The 19,868-nt window shown below is 63.3% G+C and carries 17 protein-coding genes; 9 read left to right on the forward strand and 8 right to left on the reverse strand.

Features of this window, described 5'->3' with window-relative positions:
• The first annotated feature begins 6 nt into the window (after positions 1-6).
• Genes GEV02_RS04855 through GEV02_RS04865 form a run of 3 tightly spaced genes read left to right on the forward strand, consistent with a single transcriptional unit; the run spans position 7 to position 4,027 of the window.
• Entirely contained in the window at positions 7-1,728 is a 1,722-nt protein-coding gene (locus tag GEV02_RS04855; RefSeq protein WP_152836834.1) for a bifunctional metallophosphatase/5'-nucleotidase, read from the forward strand.
• 8 nt (positions 1,729-1,736) lie between these two features.
• Positions 1,737-2,963, forward strand: a complete 1,227-nt coding sequence (locus GEV02_RS04860) for a phospholipase D-like domain-containing protein (RefSeq protein ID WP_152836835.1) — start codon at positions 1,737-1,739, stop codon at positions 2,961-2,963.
• Complete coding sequence (locus GEV02_RS04865) at positions 2,960-4,027, forward strand: S1/P1 nuclease (RefSeq protein ID WP_152836836.1); 1,068 nt, start codon at positions 2,960-2,962, stop codon at positions 4,025-4,027. Before GEV02_RS04860 ends, GEV02_RS04865 begins: the two co-directional genes overlap by 4 nt.
• Positions 4,028-4,042: 15 nt before the next feature.
• Here the strand turns inward: GEV02_RS04865 and GEV02_RS04870 are convergent, their stop codons facing one another.
• Positions 4,043-4,951, reverse strand: coding sequence for an ABC transporter substrate-binding protein (locus GEV02_RS04870; RefSeq protein WP_152836837.1), 909 nt, complete (start codon positions 4,949-4,951; stop codon positions 4,043-4,045).
• 267 nt (positions 4,952-5,218) lie between these two features.
• Here GEV02_RS04870 and GEV02_RS04875 point away from each other — a divergent pair, with 267 nt between their 5' ends.
• The 3 genes from GEV02_RS04875 to GEV02_RS04885 are packed head-to-tail and all read left to right on the forward strand — an operon-like array spanning position 5,219 to position 8,667.
• The gene (locus GEV02_RS04875) at positions 5,219-5,971 is read left to right on the forward strand and encodes a TorF family putative porin (RefSeq protein WP_328595721.1); all 753 of its coding nucleotides are present in this window, start codon (positions 5,219-5,221) and stop codon (positions 5,969-5,971) included.
• 20 nt (positions 5,972-5,991) lie between these two features.
• A complete protein-coding gene (locus GEV02_RS04880; RefSeq protein ID WP_152836839.1) occupies positions 5,992-8,133 on the forward strand; it encodes a methyl-accepting chemotaxis protein in 2,142 nt (713 codons plus the stop codon).
• A 9-nt stretch (positions 8,134-8,142) separates the two neighbouring features.
• Complete coding sequence (locus GEV02_RS04885) at positions 8,143-8,667, forward strand: phospholipase D family nuclease (RefSeq protein WP_152836840.1); 525 nt, start codon at positions 8,143-8,145, stop codon at positions 8,665-8,667.
• 3 nt (positions 8,668-8,670) lie between these two features.
• Here the strand turns inward: GEV02_RS04885 and GEV02_RS04890 are convergent, their stop codons facing one another.
• Complete coding sequence (locus tag GEV02_RS04890) at positions 8,671-9,441, reverse strand: DeoR/GlpR family DNA-binding transcription regulator (RefSeq protein WP_152837509.1); 771 nt, start codon at positions 9,439-9,441, stop codon at positions 8,671-8,673.
• A gap of 76 nt (positions 9,442-9,517) precedes the next feature.
• Here GEV02_RS04890 and GEV02_RS04895 point away from each other — a divergent pair, with 76 nt between their 5' ends.
• Positions 9,518-10,093, forward strand: a complete 576-nt coding sequence (locus GEV02_RS04895) for an NUDIX domain-containing protein (RefSeq protein WP_152836841.1) — start codon at positions 9,518-9,520, stop codon at positions 10,091-10,093.
• A gap of 9 nt (positions 10,094-10,102) precedes the next feature.
• A complete protein-coding gene (locus GEV02_RS04900; RefSeq protein WP_152836842.1) occupies positions 10,103-10,462 on the forward strand; it encodes a c-type cytochrome in 360 nt (119 codons plus the stop codon).
• Here the strand turns inward: GEV02_RS04900 and GEV02_RS04905 are convergent, their stop codons facing one another.
• The 5 genes from GEV02_RS04905 to tal form a co-directional block, all read right to left on the reverse strand.
• Positions 10,463-11,434: an ABC transporter permease gene (locus GEV02_RS04905; RefSeq protein WP_152836843.1), complete on the reverse strand. Its 972-nt coding sequence runs from the start codon at positions 11,432-11,434 to the stop codon at positions 10,463-10,465. It abuts the gene before it with no gap.
• Between the two features lie 7 nt (positions 11,435-11,441).
• A complete protein-coding gene (locus tag GEV02_RS04910; RefSeq protein WP_152836844.1) occupies positions 11,442-12,515 on the reverse strand; it encodes an ABC transporter permease in 1,074 nt (357 codons plus the stop codon).
• Complete coding sequence (locus tag GEV02_RS04915) at positions 12,512-14,041, reverse strand: ABC transporter ATP-binding protein (RefSeq protein WP_152836845.1); 1,530 nt, start codon at positions 14,039-14,041, stop codon at positions 12,512-12,514. The genes GEV02_RS04910 and GEV02_RS04915 overlap by 4 nt, the downstream gene beginning before the upstream one ends.
• Before the next feature lie 87 nt (positions 14,042-14,128).
• On the reverse strand, positions 14,129-15,124 hold the full coding sequence (locus tag GEV02_RS04920; protein WP_174998980.1) for a BMP family lipoprotein: 996 nt from the start codon (positions 15,122-15,124) through the stop codon (positions 14,129-14,131).
• A gap of 110 nt (positions 15,125-15,234) precedes the next feature.
• A complete protein-coding gene (tal, locus tag GEV02_RS04925; protein WP_152836846.1) occupies positions 15,235-16,323 on the reverse strand; it encodes a transaldolase in 1,089 nt (362 codons plus the stop codon).
• A 543-nt stretch (positions 16,324-16,866) separates the two neighbouring features.
• Between tal and GEV02_RS04930 the strand changes: the two genes are divergently transcribed.
• Positions 16,867-19,137, forward strand: coding sequence for a TonB-dependent receptor (locus GEV02_RS04930; protein WP_152836847.1), 2,271 nt, complete (start codon positions 16,867-16,869; stop codon positions 19,135-19,137).
• Positions 19,138-19,200: 63 nt separating this feature from the next.
• Here the strand turns inward: GEV02_RS04930 and GEV02_RS04935 are convergent, their stop codons facing one another.
• Positions 19,201-19,806, reverse strand: coding sequence for a hypothetical protein (locus tag GEV02_RS04935; protein ID WP_152836848.1), 606 nt, complete (start codon positions 19,804-19,806; stop codon positions 19,201-19,203).
• Positions 19,807-19,868: the final 62 nt, after the last annotated feature.

Below are 19,868 nucleotides of genomic sequence, written 5' to 3' on the forward strand. Positions count from 1 at the left end.
CGTTAGATGATCAAGCTTTCCCTGCCGGCGCGCGCACTGCGGCCCGTACTGACGTGCGGCGCCGTGCTGGTCCTGTCTTCCTGCACGCTGTTCAAGCCGGCGCCGCAGCCGGGCATCACCGATATCGAACTGGTGACGCTGAACGATTTCCACGGCAATATCGAAGCGAGCAAATATGTGCTCGACAGCGCCTACGGCGGCGCGCCGCGCACCGTGGTCGCCGGCGGCATCGACACGCTGGGCGCCGCGTTGCAAGCCTGGCGCAAGGCCGATCCCGAGCTGCTGCTGGTCGGCGCCGGCGATCTGATCGGCGCCAGCCCGGCGATTTCGTCGATGTGGGCCGACGAGCCGACCATCGCCGCGATGGACCTGCTGGGACTGCGCGCCAGCTCGGTCGGCAACCATGAATTCGACGCCGGCCGGGTGGAGCTGCTGCGCCAGCAAAAGGGCGGCTGCAATTCGCCGCGCGCCGACAAGGCCTGCAAATTCGAGAACCCCTACGGCGGCGCCAAGTTCCAGTACCTGGCCGCCAACGTCATCGACATGGTGACGAAAAAGCCGCTGCTGCCGGCCTACAAGATCGAGCAGGCGCACGGCGTCAAGATCGGCTTCATCGGCGCGGTGCTGCGCGACGCCACCGAGAAGGCGCCGGCTTCCGGCATCGCCGGCCTGGATTTCGTCGACGAGGCGGACGCCATCAATCGCCAGCTGCCGGAGCTGCGCAAGCAGGGCGTGGGCGTGTTCGTGGTGCTGATCCATCAGGGCGGCCGCACCACCGATAAATTCGACCAGCAGGAATGCAGCCATCTGACCGGGCCTATCGTCGACGTGGTCAAGCGCCTCGATCCGGCGATACGGCTGGTGGTCAGCGGCCATTCGCATCGCGGCTATCTGTGCCGCGTGGACGGACGGCTGGTGACGCAGTCCGACATGGGCGGCCACGTCCTGTCGCGCATCAAGCTCTCCGTCGATACGGCCAGCAATACGCTGCGCGACGTCAGCGCGCGCCAGGAGGTGATGATCCCCGGTACCTGGCCGGCCAATCCGGCGCTGGACGCCTATCTGAAAACGGTGCGCGACCGCAGCGCCAGCGCATTGGCGCGTCCGGTGGCGGCGCTGGCCGTGCCGAGCGTGCCGCGCGAGAAGCAGGACGACGGCGAGTCCGCGCTGGGCGACCTGGTCACGGACGCCACGCTGGCCGCGGGCCGTCCCTACGGCGCGCAGATCGCCTTCGTCAACAACGGCTCCTTGCGGCATGACCTCGACACCGGCGCGGGCAACCGCGTCAGCGTCGGCCAGCTGCTGGCGGCGCTGCCGTACACGAATTCGCTGGTGGTGATGAACCTGCGCGGCGCGCAGATCCGCGAACTGCTGGAGCAGCAATGGCACGGCGGCCGCGATATCACGCGCGGCCTGCTGCAGGTGTCGGATGGCTTCAGCTACACCTGGGATCCACGGCGCGGCGAGGGCAGCAAGGTGCTGGCCGATACGCTGATGCTGAACGGCCTACCGATCGAGAATGGCACGGTCTACCGCGTGGTGGTCAACAACTTCCTGGCCGAGGGCGGCGACGCCTTCCCGGCCTTCACCCTGGGCGCCAACCGCGCCGAGACCAATATCCGCGATATCGATGCGCTGACCGATTATCTGACCCGGCGCGAACAATACGGCAAGCCGGCCGGCCGCAGCGAAACACAGGGGCGCATCAAGCGCCTGCAACAACCTTAGGAGTCACCATGCGTCGCGTTTTACTTTCCGTTTTGCTGCCAGCCCTGCTGGCGTCGGCCCTGCCTGCGCGCGCCGAGTTTTCCATTCCCGGTTTTGAACTGGTGCAGACCGCGCCTGTGGAAACGCCGCTGCACAGCAGCGACCTGCGCGACCCGGCCACCGTCTGGAACGAGTTGTTCGACGGCGCCAGGAGCGAGATCGTGCTGGGCCAGTTCTACGTGGTGGGCCACGAGGGCAGCGTGTTCAATAAGGTGATCGAGCACCTGGCGGCTGCGGGCAAGCGCGGCGTCAAGATCCGCTTCCTGCTGGACCAGAAGGGCGTGGGCCTGTCGGACAAGGCCACCATCGAGCAGCTGAAGGCGATCCCCAACCTGGAACTGCGCATCATCGATTTCAACAAGCTGACCGGCAACGGCATCCTGCACGCCAAATACCTGGTGGTGGATGGCGCGACCGCCTACATCGGCAGCCAGAACTTCGACTGGCGCTCGTTCGAGCATATCCACGAAACCGGCTTGCGCATCACCGACGCGAAGATCGTCGGCCAGGTGCTGTCGGTGTTTAACCAGGACTGGCGCGCGCAGGCGATCACCGCGCAGGGCCAGGTAGCGGCGGCGCTGAACGTCAAGGCCACCACGCCGGACATCCACCAGGGCGCCTTCCTGCTGTCCAGCCCTAACCAGTTCAATCCGGCCGGCGTCGGCGATTCCGAGGCGGGCCTGCCGGCGCTGCTGGCGGAAGCCAAGAGTGAAGTGCGGGTGCAGCTGCTGGACTACGCGCCGCTGAGCTACGGCCCGAAAGGCACGCGTCCTTACTACGCCGTGATCGACAACGCGGTGCGCGCCGCCGCCAACCGTGGCGTCAAGATCAAGCTGATGGTCTCCAACTGGAACCTGGAAGAGCTGCCGCAGGTCTACCTGAAAAGCCTGGCCGTGCTGCCCAACGTGGAGATCCGCGTGGTCACGCTGCCGACCGCCAGCAGCGGCTTCATTCCGTTTGCGCGCGTCATCCACAGCAAGACCATGGTGATCGACAACCAGGTCGCGTGGGTCGGCACCAGCAACTGGAGCGGCGGCTACTTCGATTTGTCGCGCAACCTGGAAGTGGTGATGCGCAACGAGAAGATGGCGCAACGCCTGGCCGCGCTGCACGAACAGACCTGGAGCTCGCAGTACGCGCAGCCGCTGGACATCAACAAGAAATATCCGAAACCCGCTAAAGGCAGTCCTGAATGAAGAAGCTTGTTTTAACCGTGGCGCTGAGCAGCGCCTTCGTCTCGTTCAACGCCCACGCATGGGGTAACGACGGCCACCGCGCCGTCGGCGCCATTGCCGACCAGCTGATCCAGGGCAGCAATGCAGGGCAGCGCGTGAAGGCCTTGCTGCTGCCCGGCGAGAGTCTGGAAAAAATCTCGACCTGGGCCGACTGCGTCAAGGGCACGTATTGCGGCCCGCAGAGCGAAGAGATGATGGCCTACGTCGCCGCCAATCCGCAGCACAGCGAATACCACTACACCGACGTGCCGTTCCAGAACGCGCGCTACCACGACCATGACGCCGGCACCGCCGACGACGATATCGTGCAGACGCTCAAGCAGTGCATCGCCACGCTGCAGGGCAAGGGCGACAAGATCAGCAACCCGCATGGCTTCACGCCGCGCCAGGCGCTGCTGATCCTGACCCACCTGGCCGGCGACGTGGTGCAGCCGCTGCATGTGGGCGCGGCCTTTGTGGACAAGAACGGCGCCTTCGTGGTGCCGCAGAAGCAGGCGCAGATCGACGCGGTCAATATGTTCGACGCGCGGGGCGGCAACAACCTGCTGCTGGACGATATCAAGTTGAGCGCCAACAGCGCGCAGCTGATACCGGCCGCGCCGTCGGAGGACAAGCCGGCTGCGCCGGGCACGCCGCCGCGCGCGCCGCAGACGACGCGTCCCTTCCATTCGTATTGGGACACGACGGTGGTGAGCTATGTGTTCCGCCGCGTCGGCGTGCGCTCGCCGCAGGAGTTTGCGCAGCTGGTTATTGCTGGGAAGCCGGCGGTGATCGCCAATACCGGCGATCCAATCAGCTGGCCGTATGCCTGGGCCGATCAGTCGCTGGCCGTGGCCAAGCTGGCGCATGCCGGCGTGACGGCGGGCGCGATTGGCCAGCAGACCAGCAAGACCGGCGAAGTCTATAACGTTTGGGCGTTGACGGTGCCGGACGATTATCCAGTCCCCAGCTCGGCCGCCGCCAAAACGCAGCTGATCCAGGGCGGCTACAACCTGGCCGCCGTGCTGCAGGCTATCTGGCCTTGACCGGCGTATGCCGGCTTATTTGCCGGTGAGGGGATTGAACCACAGCTCGCCGCGCGCCAGCGGCGTCTGTGGCGTCAGCTTGGGATTGGCGAGGTTGATGACGCGGCGCTTGTGCATGGCCGTGTTCTTGATCAAGTCTCCCTTGTAGCGCTGGAACAGCGTGTTCAGCGAGCCGTCCTTTATCATCATCTCCATGCCGGTCTCGATGCGCTTTGCCAGCAGCTTGCCCTCGGCATCGCGCCGTACGAAGAAGTAGCGCGGCAGCGGATAGTGCAGCAGCAGCGTTTGTTCCACCGCCATCTGCGGATGGGCGTCGTGACGCTCCTGGAATTCGCGCATCGCCTCGTCGGCCGAGCGTGAATAGAAATCGAAGCGCTCCGCCTCCAGCATGGCGAACAGGCCGTCGTAGCTGCTGCCTTCCACCACCGGCACGCCCGCGCGCTGGAAGATGGGGATGTCGGCCCAGCCCTGGCCCAGGCCCGCGCGCAGGTGGCGCAGGTCGGCGACGTTCTTAATGCGGGCGAAGCGCTGCTGGTCGGCGCCGCGTATCAGCAGCAGCCGGTAGCCCAGCAAACCACGGTCCACCGGCAGGCGCACCGGCAGGAACTGGCGCTCCAGCTCCGGTGTAGTGGCTCGCACGAAGATATTGATGCGTCCCGACGGCGACGACATCTCCTGCACCACGCGCGGCGGCGACATCGCCACCGTGGACTGGTGCTGTTCGAATACGCCGTACTGCGGCGTGGTCTTTTCAAGCGCCGTGCGCAGCACGGCCCAATCGTAGTCGTAACGACTATCGATGCCATCGCTGGTGAGCGGGTAGGTGAGCTGGTTGGCCGCCCGTCCGGGCGCCGCAACCAGGCAGGATGCCAGTAGCAATGCCTGCCACGCCCCCCGCAATCCATAACCCCTGTTCCGCATCATGCTGCCTGTAGCCTCTGAAACGGCTAGTGTGCCATGCCCTATGGTGCGGCACCAAATTTTTTCGGCGCGGTGGCATAACAACGGATCGTTCCGCCTCGTCCCTGTCCGATTGACTTTGGCGCATCAACATGACTATGCTAGAGGCGCAGTTTCAAAATCTGCAATGCCGGCCCAGCCCCCGCCGCCCCGTCAGGTTGTTTACCTGTTCCATAACGCAGTCGGAGGTGTCGAAATATGAAGCATGCATTTTGCATAAGCGTAGCAAGCGTGTTGGCCCTTGCGGCCGCCGCACCAGCAGTGGCACAGACCTCCGCCGAACCGGCGCCCGCAGCGTCGCCGTTCACCGCCAACGTCACGTTGGCATCGCAGTATATCTCGCGCGGATTCCGCCAGACCTGGGGCAAGCCCGCTTTACAGGGCGGCTTCGATTATGCAGGACCGAACGGCTTTTCCGCCGGTACCTGGCTGTCCAACGTCAGCAACCGTTTCGTCGAAAACGGCTCGTTGGAATGGGACTTGTATGGCGCCTATACCGGCGCGGCCGGCGATGTAGGCTACAGCGCTGGCTTCTACTACTACAAATATCCGGGCGCCGAAATCCACGCCACCCACACGACGTACGACTACGGCGAACTGGCGTTAGGGCTGACCTACAAATTCGCCTACGCCAAATACAACTACACGTTTACCAAGGAATTCTTCGGCATCGAGAATGCGCGCGGCACGGGTTATCTGGACCTGGGCGCCAACGTCGAACTGGGCGACGGTTACACGCTTAACCTGCACTTCGGCCATGGCCGCGTGGCCAACAACAGCATGTGGAGCTGGCGCGATTACAAGGCCGGCGTGACCAAGGTGCTGGCGCCTGGATGGGCCGTATCGGCTGCCTACACCAAGGCGCACGGCAAGACCAACGCCTACGACAACTACACGCTGGGCATACCCAATTCCGCCGGGGTGATCGAGACATCGAATCCGGCTGACGGCACGCTGGTATTGGCGCTGACCCGAACCTTCTGACTTTTCTTCACAGGCCTCACATGAGCATAGCTTTCTCAACCAAGTCCCCGTCGCCGTCGCGATTCGGCGTCTCACTTTCCCTGAACGGCAAGATCTGCGCGGCAGCCACCGCGCTGGTGGTGCTGAGCCTCGCGGTGACGGCCACCGTGATCGGCATTCGCAGCAGCGCCAGCGCCGAGGCGGCGGCGATGAACCTGGCCCGCACCTCCGCGCGCGAGGTGGCGGGCACGCTGCAGGCTCGTATCGTCAGCAATCTGTCGGCGGTGGTCAACCTGGCCGGCGCGATGCGCGGCACGCGTGGCGCCAATCAGGCATTGGGCCGCGACCAGATCAACGAGATGGTCAAGGCCACGCTGCTCGGATCGGAAGACCTGATCGGCGCCGCCGTGACCTGGGAGCCGAATGCGCTGGACAACAAGGATGCGGACTTCGCCAGCAAGCTGCCGCTGTACGATGCAACGGGCCGCTACATGCCGTACTGGACCCGCAGCAGCGGCGGCGGCACGCACGTCGAGCCGATCGTGTTCGACAGCGCTCCTGGCGCCAACGACTGGTACGACATCCCCAAGCGCAGCGGCAAGGTGTTCTTCACCGAGCCATACATCTATCCAGTGGATGGCAAGCCGACGCTGATGGCGTCTTTGGTGGCGCCGATTATGATCGAAGGTAAATTCCAGGGCACGGCCAGCGCCGACTTCATGGTGACGCGCCTGACCAAGATCCTCAACGAGTTGAAGGTGATCGACGGCGCCAAGCTTAGCCTGATCTCCAACGGCGGCCTGTATGCCAGCACGCCCGTCGCTGAAAAGCTGGGCAAGAAAGCCGACGATGTGCCGGCCGCCGGCCTCGATCGCGTGCGCCAGGGCCAGGCCTATGAATACGAAGATGCCCAGGGACTGGTGCATCTGCTGCAGCCGCTGTTCATCCACGCCGAGACCGGGCCCTGGTCGGTGCAGCTGACCTTCCCGAAAAGCGTGGCGCTGGCGCCTGCGCGCGAGCTGCTGTTGTACACGCTGATCGTGTCGCTGGTGTGCGCGGTGGCGACGGCCTTTGTGCTGATTGCCGTGGTGTTCCGTTTGACCGCACCTTTGCGCACGCTGGGTGAACGCATGACGGCGCTGTCCAGCGGCGATGCGGACCTGAGCGTCAAGCTGGAAGTGAACGGCAACGACGAGCTGGCGGTGATCGGCAACGGCTTCAATCAATTCGTCGGCAATATCCATGATGTGCTGGTGCAGGTGAGTTCCAGCGCGGAGAACGTGGCGCGCGGCAGCGCCGAGATCTCGCACGGGAATAGCGACCTGTCGGCGCGCACCGAGCAGCAGGCCAGCGCGCTGGAGGAAACGGCGGCGTCGGTCGAGGAGTTGACCAGCACCGTCAAGGAGAATGCGGAGAACGCGCGCCAGGCCAACCAGCTGGCGGGATCGGCGTCGGAAGTGGCGCAGCGCAGCGGCGCTGTGGTGTCGCAGGTGGTGGCGACGATGGCGTCGATTAACGACTCGTCGAGCAAAATCGTGGACATCATCAGCGTCATCGACGGCATCGCTTTCCAGACCAATATCCTGGCGCTGAACGCTGCGGTGGAGGCGGCGCGCGCAGGTGAGCAGGGACGCGGCTTTGCGGTGGTGGCTTCCGAGGTGCGCAACCTGGCGCAGCGCAGCGCGGCGGCGGCCAAGGAAATCAAGGCGTTGATCGATGATTCCGTCAGCAAGGTGGCCGACGGCAGCCGGCTGGTGGACGAGGCGGGCAGCACGATGGACGAGGTGGTGTCCAGCGTGCGCCGCGTGACCGCGATCATGAGCGAGATCACCGTCGCCACGGCGGAGCAGAGCGAAGGCATCTCGCAGGTCAACCAGGCCATCGTGCAGATGGACGGCGTGACGCAGCAGAATGCGGCATTGGTGGAGGAGGCTGCGGCTGCGGCGGAGAGCTTGCAGGAGCAGGCATCCCATCTGGCGCAGGCGGTCAGCGTGTTCAAGCTGGATCGCGGCGCGGCAGCACCATTGGCCTCAGCTGCACCGGTGCGCAAGGCGCCTGCTGCTGCGCCACGCGCTTCGGCGCCGGTTGCGCGAGTGGCAGCTCCAGCGCCCGCGCCCAAGCGCGCCGTCGTCGCCAAGCCCAAGGCGTCCACCAAGGCCGATAGCGAGTGGGAAGAGTTTTAAAAGGACCGTATGAGAAAAAGCCTTGCCGTTTTAGCGCTGGTCACGGCGATGGCCCCGGCCATCGAAGCGTCCGCGCAGGCGCCGGCGATCGAGAACGCCTTCGCTCCCGATGCGGGAGGGGAGGCGTTGGTGTTGAAGGTGATCGACGCGGCGACTTCGAAGATCCGGCTGGCCGGATACTCCTTCAATTCGCAGCACGTGATGCAGGCGCTGCTCAACGCGAAGCGGCGCGGCGTGGACGTCAAGGTGATGGTGGATGCGCGGCGCAATCAACGGTCCGCCAGCATTGCGGCGCTGCGCCCTTTGGTCAGCGCAGGCATCCCGACACGAACGGTTGCGGTGTACGCCATGCATCACGACAAATACATCGTCGTTGACGACCGCACCGTGCAGAATGGCAGTTTCAATTACAGCAAGGACGCCGCCACGTCGAACAGCGAAAACGTGCTGGTGGTGTGGGACAACCCGCAACTGGCGAAGTCCTTCCTGGATCACTGGGAAGACCGTTGGGGAAAAGGCGTCGACTACAAGTAGGCCTTACTGTGCCTGTATTACTTCGATGCCCAGCTTGCGGTAGGGCGCCAATAGCTGCTTCGGCACACCCGCACTGACCACGATCGCGCCGATGCGCTCCAGCGGCGCGATCTGGAACGGCGATGCCGTGTCGAGTTTTTCCGGCGACGCCAGCACCACCGTTTTCACCGAAGCCGCCGCGATGGCGCGCTTGATTCCCGCCTCGTCGTGGTCGCCGGTGCTGATGCCGTGCAGCGGATGCAGGCTGCACACGCCCATGAAAAAGATATCGGCGCGAATTTGCGCAATCGCCTCCAGCGCGGACGGTCCCATCGCCACGATGGAGTGCTTGAACAACCGGCCGCCGATCAAAATCACTTCGATCAAGGGATGCTCGGCCAGCTCCACCGCCACGCTCGGGCTGTGCGTGACGACGGTGCAGCGCAGTTCCGGCGGCAGCGCGCGCGCCAGCTGGACGGCGGTGGTGCCGCCGTCGATGAACACCACTTGTCCCGCTTCGATCATGGCTGCCGCGGCGCGCGCGATGGCGGGCTTGGCGTCGCTGGACAGCTGCTGGCGCTGGGCGAAGTTGCCCATCGCCGGAGAGGCGGGCAAGTCCAGCGGCAGGGCGCCGCCGTGCACGCGTTGCAGCAGCCCTTCGGCGGCCAGCTCGCGCAGGTCGCGGCGGATGGTGTCCTCGGACAGGCCCAGCTCCTCGCTGAGCGATTTGGCGACGATCTGGCCGTCCTGTTTCAGGCGGGCGATCAGCAGTTCTTTGCGTTGGCGTGTCAGCATATGCATGAATTTTCTTGATGTTGCACGATATTGCATGATATCGTAAAAAAACGCAACCTTGATCAAGGAGATCGACATGCCCGAAGACCGCATCCGCATCCACAAAGTGGAAACCCTGTCCGATGACTGGTTCCTGCTGCAAAAGACCACCTTCGACTACCGCCGCAACGACGGCAGCTGGCAGCGCCAGACGCGCGAGACCTACGACCGGGGCCACGGCGCCACCATCCTGCTGTATAACCGCGAACGGCGCACGGTGGTGCTGGTGCGGCAATTCCGTTTTCCGACCTACGGCGGCGGGCATGACGGCTTCCTGATCGAAGCCGCCGCCGGTTTGCTGGACAAGGCCAGCCCGGAGGATCGCATCAAGGCCGAGGTGGAAGAGGAAACCGGCTATCGCGTTGGCGAGGTGCGCAAGGTGTTCGAGGCCTTCATGAGTCCCGGCTCGGTGACGGAGCGCCTGTATTTCTTCGTGGCTGAATACGACCCGGGTTCGCGCATCGGCGACGGCGGCGGCATCGAGGAGGAGGGCGAGGATATCGAAGTACTGGAGCTGGCGATGGACGAGGCCATGCAGATGATGGCCGACGGCCGCATCGCCGACGGCAAGACCATCATGCTGCTGCAATACGCCGCGCTGCACCTGCTGTAAAGTAGCGGCATGAAACGATACATTTTATTGGCGCTGCTGGCGGCCGGCCAAGCCGCAGCGGCGGGTGATGCGAAGGTGGGGGCGGTGCTGTTCAAGCGCTGCGCCTCCTGCCATCAGGTTGGGCCTTACGCGCAGGGCGGTTTCGGGCCGCAGCTGAATGGCATCATCGGCCGCCATGCGGCGTCAACCAGGGACTACAAGTACTCGGAAGCGATGAAGAAGTCGGGACTGGTGTGGGATGAGAAAACGCTGGCCGCATATCTGCGCGCGCCGCACGACGTGGTGCCGGGGACGAGCATGCGTTTCTGGGGGATCAAGGATGAACAGCAGGTCGCCGACCTGCTGTCCTTTATGCGGACGCTGAAGTAATCAGCGCGATTTGACGAACGGCGTACCGAGCGCTTTCGGCGCCACAGACTTGGCCATCAGGCCGGCCAGCACGATCACGGTCAGCACGTAAGGCACCATCTGGATCAGCGCGCCCGGCAGGCGGCCGACCACCGGCAGTTCCACGCCTTCGATCTGGATTTGTACGGCGCCAAAGAAGCCGAACATCAGGCAGCCCAGGAAGGTGTACAACGGACGCCAGTTACCGAACACCATCGCGGTCAGCGCCAGGTAGCCGGCGCCGGCCGACATATCGCGCAGGAAGAAACCGCTCTGCACGATGGACAGGTAGGCGCCCGAGAACGAACACAGGAAACCGGCGATCAGCATCGCCATGTAGCGCTGGCGCTCGACGCTGACCCCGGCCGCATCGGCCGCGTGCGGGTTCTCGCCGCAGGCGCGCAGGCGCAGGCCGAAACGGCTGTGGTACACGATCCAGTGCACCAGCGGCACCAGCGCAAACGCCAGGTACACCAGGACCGAATGGCCGCCGATCAGGTGCGCGTAGAACCAGCCGAGGAAGGGGATGTGTTCCACCGCGGCGGAACCCGGCAGCACCACGTCGAACAGGCGCGCCGAGCCCAGGTCGGGCGTGCGCCCGCCCTGCTGGAAGAAGTACTGCGCCACCACGAAGGTCAGGCCGCTCATGGCGATGTTGATGGCGATGCCGGCCACCAGCTGGTTGCCCTTCTGGGTGATGGCGATGTAGGCCTGCAGGCTGGCCAGCAGCATCGATACTACGATGCCGGCCATGACGCCGTACCAGGGGTTCTGGGTGGTGAACGCCACGGCGGCCGAGACAAACGCCGACGCCAGGATCTTGCCTTCCAGGCCGATGTCGATCACGCCCGAGCGCTCGGCGAACAGGCCGGCCATGCCGGCGAAAATCAGCACCGGCGCGTTGCGCACGGTCGATACCAGGATACTGCCGATGTGAAGGTCGTCAAAAGTCATATGGTTCTCACTTCTTCAGTTTGAGCATTTTGGCGATGGCCGGCGCGTACAGGTTTTCCATCGCGCCGCAGAACAGGATGATCAGGCCCTGGACCAGGATCACCATCTCGGGCGGGATGTTCTGCTTTTCCAGCGACAGGTCGAAGCCGCCCTGGGTCAGCGCCCCGAACAACACCGCCGACAGGAAAATGCCGACCGGGTGCTGGCGGCCCATCAGCGCGATGGCGATGCCGATGAAACCCGCGCCGCCGACAAAGTTCAGCGACAGGTAGTGGGTCGAGCCCATGATGGAGTTGACCGAGCCGAGACCGGCCAGCGCGCCCGAGATCAGCATAACGATGATGATCATCTTGCTGATGCGGATGCCGGCATAATGCGCGGCGTGCTTGTTCAGGCCCGTGGCGCGCAGCTTGAAGCCCCACGAGGAGCGCGACACCACCACGCCGTAAATCACCAGCGCGATGATCGCCAGGAAGAAGCTGATGTTCAGCGGCGTCTCGCCCAGGATCGGGAACCACTTGTTCAGGCGCGGCATTTCAGCGGCGGCGGCAAAGGCGCGGCTGGCGGGATTCTGCTCGCCCGGCGGCACCAGCTTGACGATCACGGTGTTCATCAGCGCGCCGGCGATGTAGTTGAACATGATGGTGGTGACCACCACGTGGCTGCCGCGTTTCGCTTGCAGGTAGCCGGGAACGAATGCCCACAGCGCGCCGAACAGCGCCGCGCCCAGCATGCCGACCGGGATCAGCGCAATGGCGGGCAGCGAACTGTCGAAGGTCAGCATGGCCAGCGTCAGGCCCAGGCCGGCGAAGTACATCTGGCCCTCGGCGCCGATGTTGAACAGGCCCGCTTCCATGGCGATCGAAACCGCCAGGCCGGTGAAGATGAAGGTCGAGGCGTAGAACAGCGTGTAGCTCAAGCCCTCCGGATTGACGACGGCGCTGTTGACCAGGATCGCCAGCGATTCGGTCGGGCTCTCGCCCAGCAGGTGGATCACCAGCGCGGTCACCAGCAGGGCTGACAGCAGGTTTAACAGGGGCAGTACAAACGCGGTTGCCCAGCGTGGCAGGTCTTTATTCATGATTTGTGCATCCCGCCCATCAGCAAGCCGATACGGGTAGTGTCGAATTCTTCAATTTTCAGTTCGCCGGTGATGCGGCCGCCGCACATGACCAGGATACGGTCCGCCAGCGCGCGCACTTCTTCCAGCTCCACGGAGACCAGCAGGATCGCCACGCCTTCATCGCGCAGCTTGAGCAGCTGCGCGTGGATGCTTTCGATGGTGCCGATGTCGACGCCGCGCGTCGGCTGGCCGACCAGCATCAGCTTGGGCTGCGCCAGCACTTCGCGGGCGATCACCACCTTTTGCTGGTTGCCGCCGGAGAGCAGGCCGATACGCAGGTCATGGTTGTTGGGGCGGACGTCGAAGTTCTTCATCAGCTGTTCGCAGCGGGCCGCGATGGCTTTGAAATTCAGCAGGCCCCAGCGGTTTTTCAGCTTGTCCTGGTAGCCGAGGATGGTGTTGTGCATGACCGAGAAGGCCTTCACCACGCCATCGCGCAGGCGGTCTTCCGGGACGTGGGCGATGCCCAGTTCGCGGAAGGTGCGCGGCAGGCCGTCGGCGTCGGCGCGGCCCTGATATGGCAGCGCCTTGCCCAGGAAATCCAGCTTGCCGGAAGTCGGCAGGCGCATGCCCGACAGGATCTCCATCAATTCGCTCTGGCCGTTGCCGGATACGCCGGCAATCGCGACGATCTCGCCGGCGCGCAGCGTGAAGCCGATGTCGGCCAGCAGCTTGACCTGCTGGTCGTCCACCAGTTGCAGGTTCTCGATCTGCAGCACCGGGGCGCCCGGGTTGTAGGGCTTGCGCGGCAGGTTGTTCTCGATAGGACGGCCGACCATCATATTGGCCAGGTCTTCCTTGGTGGTGCCGGCGGTCGCCACGGCGCCGATCACGCGGCCGCCGCGCATCACGGTGACGGTGTCGGTGATGTCGAGGATCTCCTGCAGCTTGTGCGTGATCAGGATGATGGTCTTGCCCTGTTCCTTGAACAGGCGCAGGATCTCGAACAGCGACTCGGTCTCCTGCGCGGTCAGCACGGCGGTCGGCTCGTCCAGGATCAGGATGTTGGCGCTGCGGTAGATCTGCTTGAGGATCTCCACGCGCTGCTGCGCGCCCACCGACAGGTCGTGGATGGTGGCCAGCGGATCGACGTCGAGCCGGTAGCGGGTGCAGATCTCGCGCAGCTGCGCCTCGACGGCGGCGCGCTTGGACTTGAGCTGGAAGCCGCCTTCGCTGCCCAGCATCACGTTGTCGAGCACCGTCATGTTCTCGACCAGCATGAAGTGCTGGTGCACCATGCCGATGCCCAGCGTGATCGCTTCCTGGCTGTTGCGGATGTTGCGCGCCTGGCCATCGAGCAGGATTTCCCCGCCGTCGGCGCGGTAGTATCCGTACAGGATGCTCATCAGGGTCGATTTGCCGGCGCCGTTCTCGCCCACCAGGCCATGGATGGAACCCTTGGCGATGGTGAAGTTGACGTCCGTGTTCGCTTTCACAGCTCCGAAATGCTTGGAGATGCCGCGAAATTCTACTGCTGGCTGCATAGGATCGTTTTCGGTACGGTTAAGTAAAATGTTAAACGCGCCGCACGGGGAATACCCCCGGCGGCGCGCTCAATGTTCAAACAGGTATCAGGCCGGGCAGGCAGCGCCCGAACGGATGTCGATAACTTTCACTTTGCCGTCGATGATGTCCTTGCGGGCACCAATGACGCGCTTCTCGATTTCCGGGGTAATCAGCTTGCGGTTGTTCTCGTCCAGCGCCCAGTCGACGCCGTCTTCCTTCAGGCCCTTGGCGGTGACGCCGGCCTTCCAGGTGCCGTTCTTCATCTGCATGAAGGAGTCGTAGACGGCATTGTCGACGCGCTTGACCATCGAGGTCAGGATGCTGCCCGGGTACAGGCTGTTCTGGTTGGAGTCGACGCCGATGGCCAGCTTGCCTTTTTCCTTGGCGGTCTGCAGCGTGCCCAGGCCGGAACCGCCGGCGACGGCAAACACCACGTCGACGCCGCGGTCGAACTGCGAACGCGCCAGTTCGCCGCCCTTGGCCGGGTTGTTCCACGAATCGGAGGTGGTGCCGACCATGTTCGAGCTCACTTCAACCTTGGCGCTGACCGACTTGGCGCCCTGGGCGTAGCCGCAGGCGAAGGTGCGGATCAGCGGGATGTCGACGCCGCCGATGAAGCCCAGCTTCTTGGACTTGGAAGCCATGGCCGCAGCCACGCCCACCAGGTAGGAGCCTTCTTCTTCCTTGAAGGTGATGGAGTTGACGTTGGCGCCTTGCGCCACGCCGTCGATCAGCACGAAGCGGACTTTCGGGAATTCCTTGGCGACCTTCTGCACGGCTGCCTGCTGGGCGAAGCCGATGGAGGCGATCAGGTCCAGGTTCTTGCGGGCGAGGCCGCGCAGCACCTGTTCAGCCTGGGTATCGCTGGAGGCTTGCACCTCGATGAAATTGATGTTGGTTTCCTTCTTGAAGCGCGATGCGCCTTCAAAAGCGGACTGGTTGAACGACTTGTCGAACTTGCCGCCTGCGTCATACACGATACCCAGTTTTGGGTCAGCCGCGGACGCGCTGGCAGCGATAAACAGTGCTGCAACCGTCAAACTAAGTTGTGAAAGTTTCATGAATAGGCTCCTGGAAGATCGATATTGTATATTTTTATTGGACGAAACATGTACTTTGGCGCCGCTTTATCGCGGCAAACCCCTGATTTTTAGAGGTTTGCCTCGGGGATTTACTCTACCAGCGCCAGGAGTTTGTCGAAAGCTTGTTCAAATTGCAGCAAGCCGGCGGCCAGCAATTGCTGGCCCACCGTTTCCAGATCGATGCCGTGGCGGGCCAGTTGCGCCAGCGTGGTCCGTTCCGCCTCGATGTCGGCGTCCAGCGTGCGGGCCGCCTCGCCGTGGTCGCGGAAGGCGTCCAGCGTGGCGTCCGGCACGGTGTTGATGGTGTCCGGCCCGATCAGGCCTTCGACGTAGCGCACGTCGCGCTGGTCCGGGTGCTTGGTGGCGGTGCTGGCCCACAGCAGCCACTGCGGCGTGGCGCCGAAGGCGGCGAACACGGCGAAACCGCCATCGTTCTTCCACTCGTGGTAGGCGATGCGGGCGGCCGCCATGGCGGCGCGGCCGCGCAGGGCGACGGCGCTGCCGTCGGCCGAGTTTTCCAGCAGGGCGTCGACGGCGACGTCGATGCGGCTGATGAACACGCTGGCGACGCTGGCGATGCGCTGCACCGAGGAGGTGTCCTGCAGGCGCCGGGCCAGGCCGCGGCGGTGGGCGGCGCGCACCGCCTGGATCTGGCTGGCGGTGAAGATCAGCGTCATGTTGACGTTGATGCCGGCGTAGATCACTTCCTCCAGCGCGGCGATGCCGGCCGGCGTGGCCGGTATCTTGATCATGGCGTTGGGACGGGCGATGGCGGCCCACAGGCGCTTGGCGGCGGCGATGGTGCCGCCGACGTCCTGGCTCAGGCGCGGCGACACTTCAAAGCTGACGAAGCCGGCGCGGCCGTCGGATTCGCGGTACAGCGGCGCGAACAGGTCGCAGGCGCGCTGCACGTCCGGCAGCACCAGTGCCTCGAAGCGCGCTTCCGGCGTCGCCAGCCCGGTGCGCAGCTGGGGCAGGGCGGCCTGGTAGGCGGGGTCGTGCTGGATGGCCTGGTAGAAAATCGCCGGGTTGGAGGTCAGGCCCTGGACGCCGTCGTTGGCGATCAGCGCGGCCAGCTGGCCGGAGGCCAGCAGGTTGCGGCTCAGGTTGTCGAGCCAGATTTGTTGTCCCAGGTCGCCGACCGCGCGCAGGCGGCTGTGTTCGAGCATGTTATTCATCTACATCTACCGTTCCAAGAATGTGACGCGGCGGCCGGGGCCTGGCGTCATGTCGCACTGCCGCAACAGTTAAGGCCGAATATAAAATGTTTGTGCTGTTGCTTTTTTGTCCGTTTGGAAAAATTTCCTGCTTGTTGGATAAATCACTTTCCGCATGTTCAGGGGCCGCCAGGGCATTCGGTGCTGACTCCTGAATCGGCGATTTACCTGCAAGCGCAGCGTTTCCCTCCGCTGGACGGCCTGTTTCCGAGGCCGTCCACTACTATGCATCAGCGCCGATATGTACGACAAATTCGATTTTGTTTAGTTATTTATATAAAATTGATATGAATCGAATCACTCAAAAAGTGAGTTTGTGTCATTTTTTTCCATGCTAGCATGGTTGGTAATTTGCATATTCTTATGCGAAACAGCGTAGTTTCGATACATTTTTACCAATAAAAAACAACGACATCGTCCGCCGCCGGCCACCATAGCCGGCAGCGAGGGCGAGATTTTTGGATTGATATTTCAACCTTGCCTACACAATAGGGAGCAGGACTCATGAGCAAAAAAAGTAGTGGTTACGCAGTGCGATCGCTGATCGCGCTGGCAGTTGCAAGCGCATTCCCCCTGCACGCGGCGATGGCCGCCGAAGCGGAGGCCGCAGCAACCGGCCAGCCGGCAGCCGATGCCCCGGATACCGCCACCAAAGGCCAACTGGAAACCGTGATCGTCACCGCGCAGCGCCGCGCGGAAAACATCAAGGACGTGCCGATGTCGATCGCCACGCTCAAGGGCGACAAGCTCGACGTGCTGACCTCGGCCGGCGCCGACATCCGCTTCCTGGCCGGCCGCTCGCCGTCCGTCAACGTCGAATCGGACTATGGCCGCACCTTCCCGCGCTTCTACATCCGCGGCCTGGGCAATATCGACTTCGATCTGAACGCCTCGCAGCCGGTGGGCCTGGTGATGGACGATGTCGTCATGGAAAACTCGATGTTGAAAGGCTTCCCGGTCTTCGACGTCGACCAGATTGAAGTGCTGCGCGGCCCGCAGGGCACGCTGTTCGGCCGCAATTCGCCGGCCGGCGTCATCAAGCTCGACTCCGCCAAGCCGGTGTTCAAGACCGAAGGCTATGTCAACCTGGGCTACGGCAAGGATGGCATGAAGAGCGCCGAAGGCGCGTACAACCTGCCGGTCAGCGACACGGTGGCGCTGCGCTTCTCGGGCCAGACCCAGCGCCGCGACAACTTTGTGCACAACCCGCTGCCGACCGGCACCCAGGATTTCGAAGGCTATAAAGACAGCGCCGCCCGCCTGCAATTGCTGGTCAAGCCCAACCGCGACATGAGCGCCTTGCTGAACTTCCACGTGCGCGACCTGGACGGCACCGGCACCCTGTTCCGCGCCAACATCATCAAGCCGGGCACCAACGAGCTGGTCGACAACTTTGACTACAATTCCTACCCGTCGGACGGCCTCAACACGCAGCACCTGAAAACCAAGGGCGGCAGCGCCCGTCTGCGCTGGGATCTGCCGGGCGTCACCCTGCATTCGATCACCGGCTTCGAGGCGCTGGAACTGTACAGCGGCGCCGACGTTGATGGCGGCTATGGCGGCGGCACCCATCTGCCGTCGGGACCGGTGAAGCCTATCCCGTTCTCGCTGGAGACGGCCGACTTCATTCCGCACCATAAGCAGCTGACCCAGGAATTCCGCGCCGAATCCAATACCAAGGATGCGCTGCAATGGATCGCCGGCGTGTTCTACTTCAAGGAGCACGTGCAGATCGACAGCATCGGCTTCGATACCTTTGCCAACCACGCGCAATATCCGGGCTACACCACCCAGTCGCAGGATGCCAACTCGTGGGCCGCGTTCGGCACCTTGAACTATGCGGTGTCCGACAAGCTGAAACTGCGCGGCGGCGTGCGCTACACCAACGACAAGAAAGACTTCGTGGCCACCCGCGTGGAACCGGGCAGCATCGGCCCGCAGACCATCCACAACAGCACGAACAACGTCAGCTGGGATCTGAGCGGCACCTACACGCTGGACAAGGACACCAATCTGTTCTCGCGTATCGCCACCGGCTACCGCGCACCGAGTATCCAGGGGCGCCTGTACGGTCCGACCGACGTGCCGTCGATGGCCGATTCGGAAAAAGCGGTGTCGATCGAGGCCGGCATCAAGCAGGACTTGTTCGACCGCCGCGCGCGCCTGAGCGCCTCGGTGTACGACTACCGCGTCAAGAACAAGCAGCTGACCGCCGGCAGCGGCTCCATCAATATGAACCGCCAGATCAATGCGGACAAGGCGGTGGGCCACGGCGTCGAGCTGGAGTTCCAGGCCAATCTGGCGGACGGCCTGAGCGCGTCGCTGGGTTCCAGCTACAACTTCACCGAGATCCAGGATCCGAACCTGTACGTCAAGGTTTGCGGCTCGCCGTGCACGGTGACCAATGCCGCCGGTCCTTTCGCGGGTACCGCCTGGATCAACGGCAACCCGTTGCCGCGCGCGCCGAAGTGGCAGCATAACTTCACGCTGAAGTACAGCAAACCGGTGGGCGACGGCGAACTGTATGCCTTCACCGACTGGACCTACCGCACCACCTACAACGACTTCCTTTACGCGGCCAAGGAATACGCCGTCAAGCCGCTGACGCAAGGCGGCCTGCGGGTCGGCTACAAGTGGGATCGTTATGAAGTGGCGCTGTATGGCCGCAACATCACCAACCAGGTCGAGGCGCAAGCCGCGATCGACATCAACAACCTGACCGGCATCGTGAACGAACCCCGTACCTACGGCATGATGTTCAAGGCCACGTTCTAATCGCAGCATGACCTGCCGGATTTTGCCCGCCCAGCGGGCGAAATCCGGTCCGTCATTCCCGCTTCAATCGTGCGGGAAGGTCTCTTCGGAGAGGACGATGTTCTTGCCGTTGATGGTGAATTGATAGATCGCCTTGTTGTTCTTTTTGGGATACGTCATTTTGAGCTTGGCCTTGGTTGGACCCAGTTCGAGCTTGCCCAGTTTTTCATCTTCCTTACCCAGCCTGGCCGCGATCGCGGGAGCGTTGTACGGGACCAGGTCGTCCGCATTCTTGTCGCTGCTCATGATGGTGGCCATCAATGGGTTCCATTCTTTTTTGTCCACCGGCACGGCCTCGTACAGGAAAGGCGCACCCGTGACGCTTTTCATGTGGCTGACGAATTCCTCATCCATGCGATATTTTTCCAGCACATCTTTCAACTCCAGCGGCTTCAGGTTTTTCACCTTGACGCAGCAGATGGTCACCAATGGATCGCTATTCTGAAAGGCTGTGAAGACCGTCTCTTCGGTCAGCTTTCTGTTCGCGAAAATATAGTTGGTGCGCGCCACCAGCTTGCTGTTGGAGTCCGACACCGCGATCTTTTCCCACAGTCCGACCACGGGTTCGTTTTGAGCCTGTACTGTGCCCAGTGCGGTTGCCAGCACAAACATGATTGCAATTTTTTTCATTGTGTATTCCGGTGAGTTTTTGCTGTAATCTCCCGCTACCCTTCATGAAGGTCAAAACACTG

Origin of the sequence: Rugamonas aquatica (genome assembly GCF_009380215.1) — a bacterium.
In the GTDB taxonomy this organism is placed as follows: domain Bacteria; phylum Pseudomonadota; class Gammaproteobacteria; order Burkholderiales; family Burkholderiaceae_D; genus Rugamonas; species Rugamonas aquatica_B.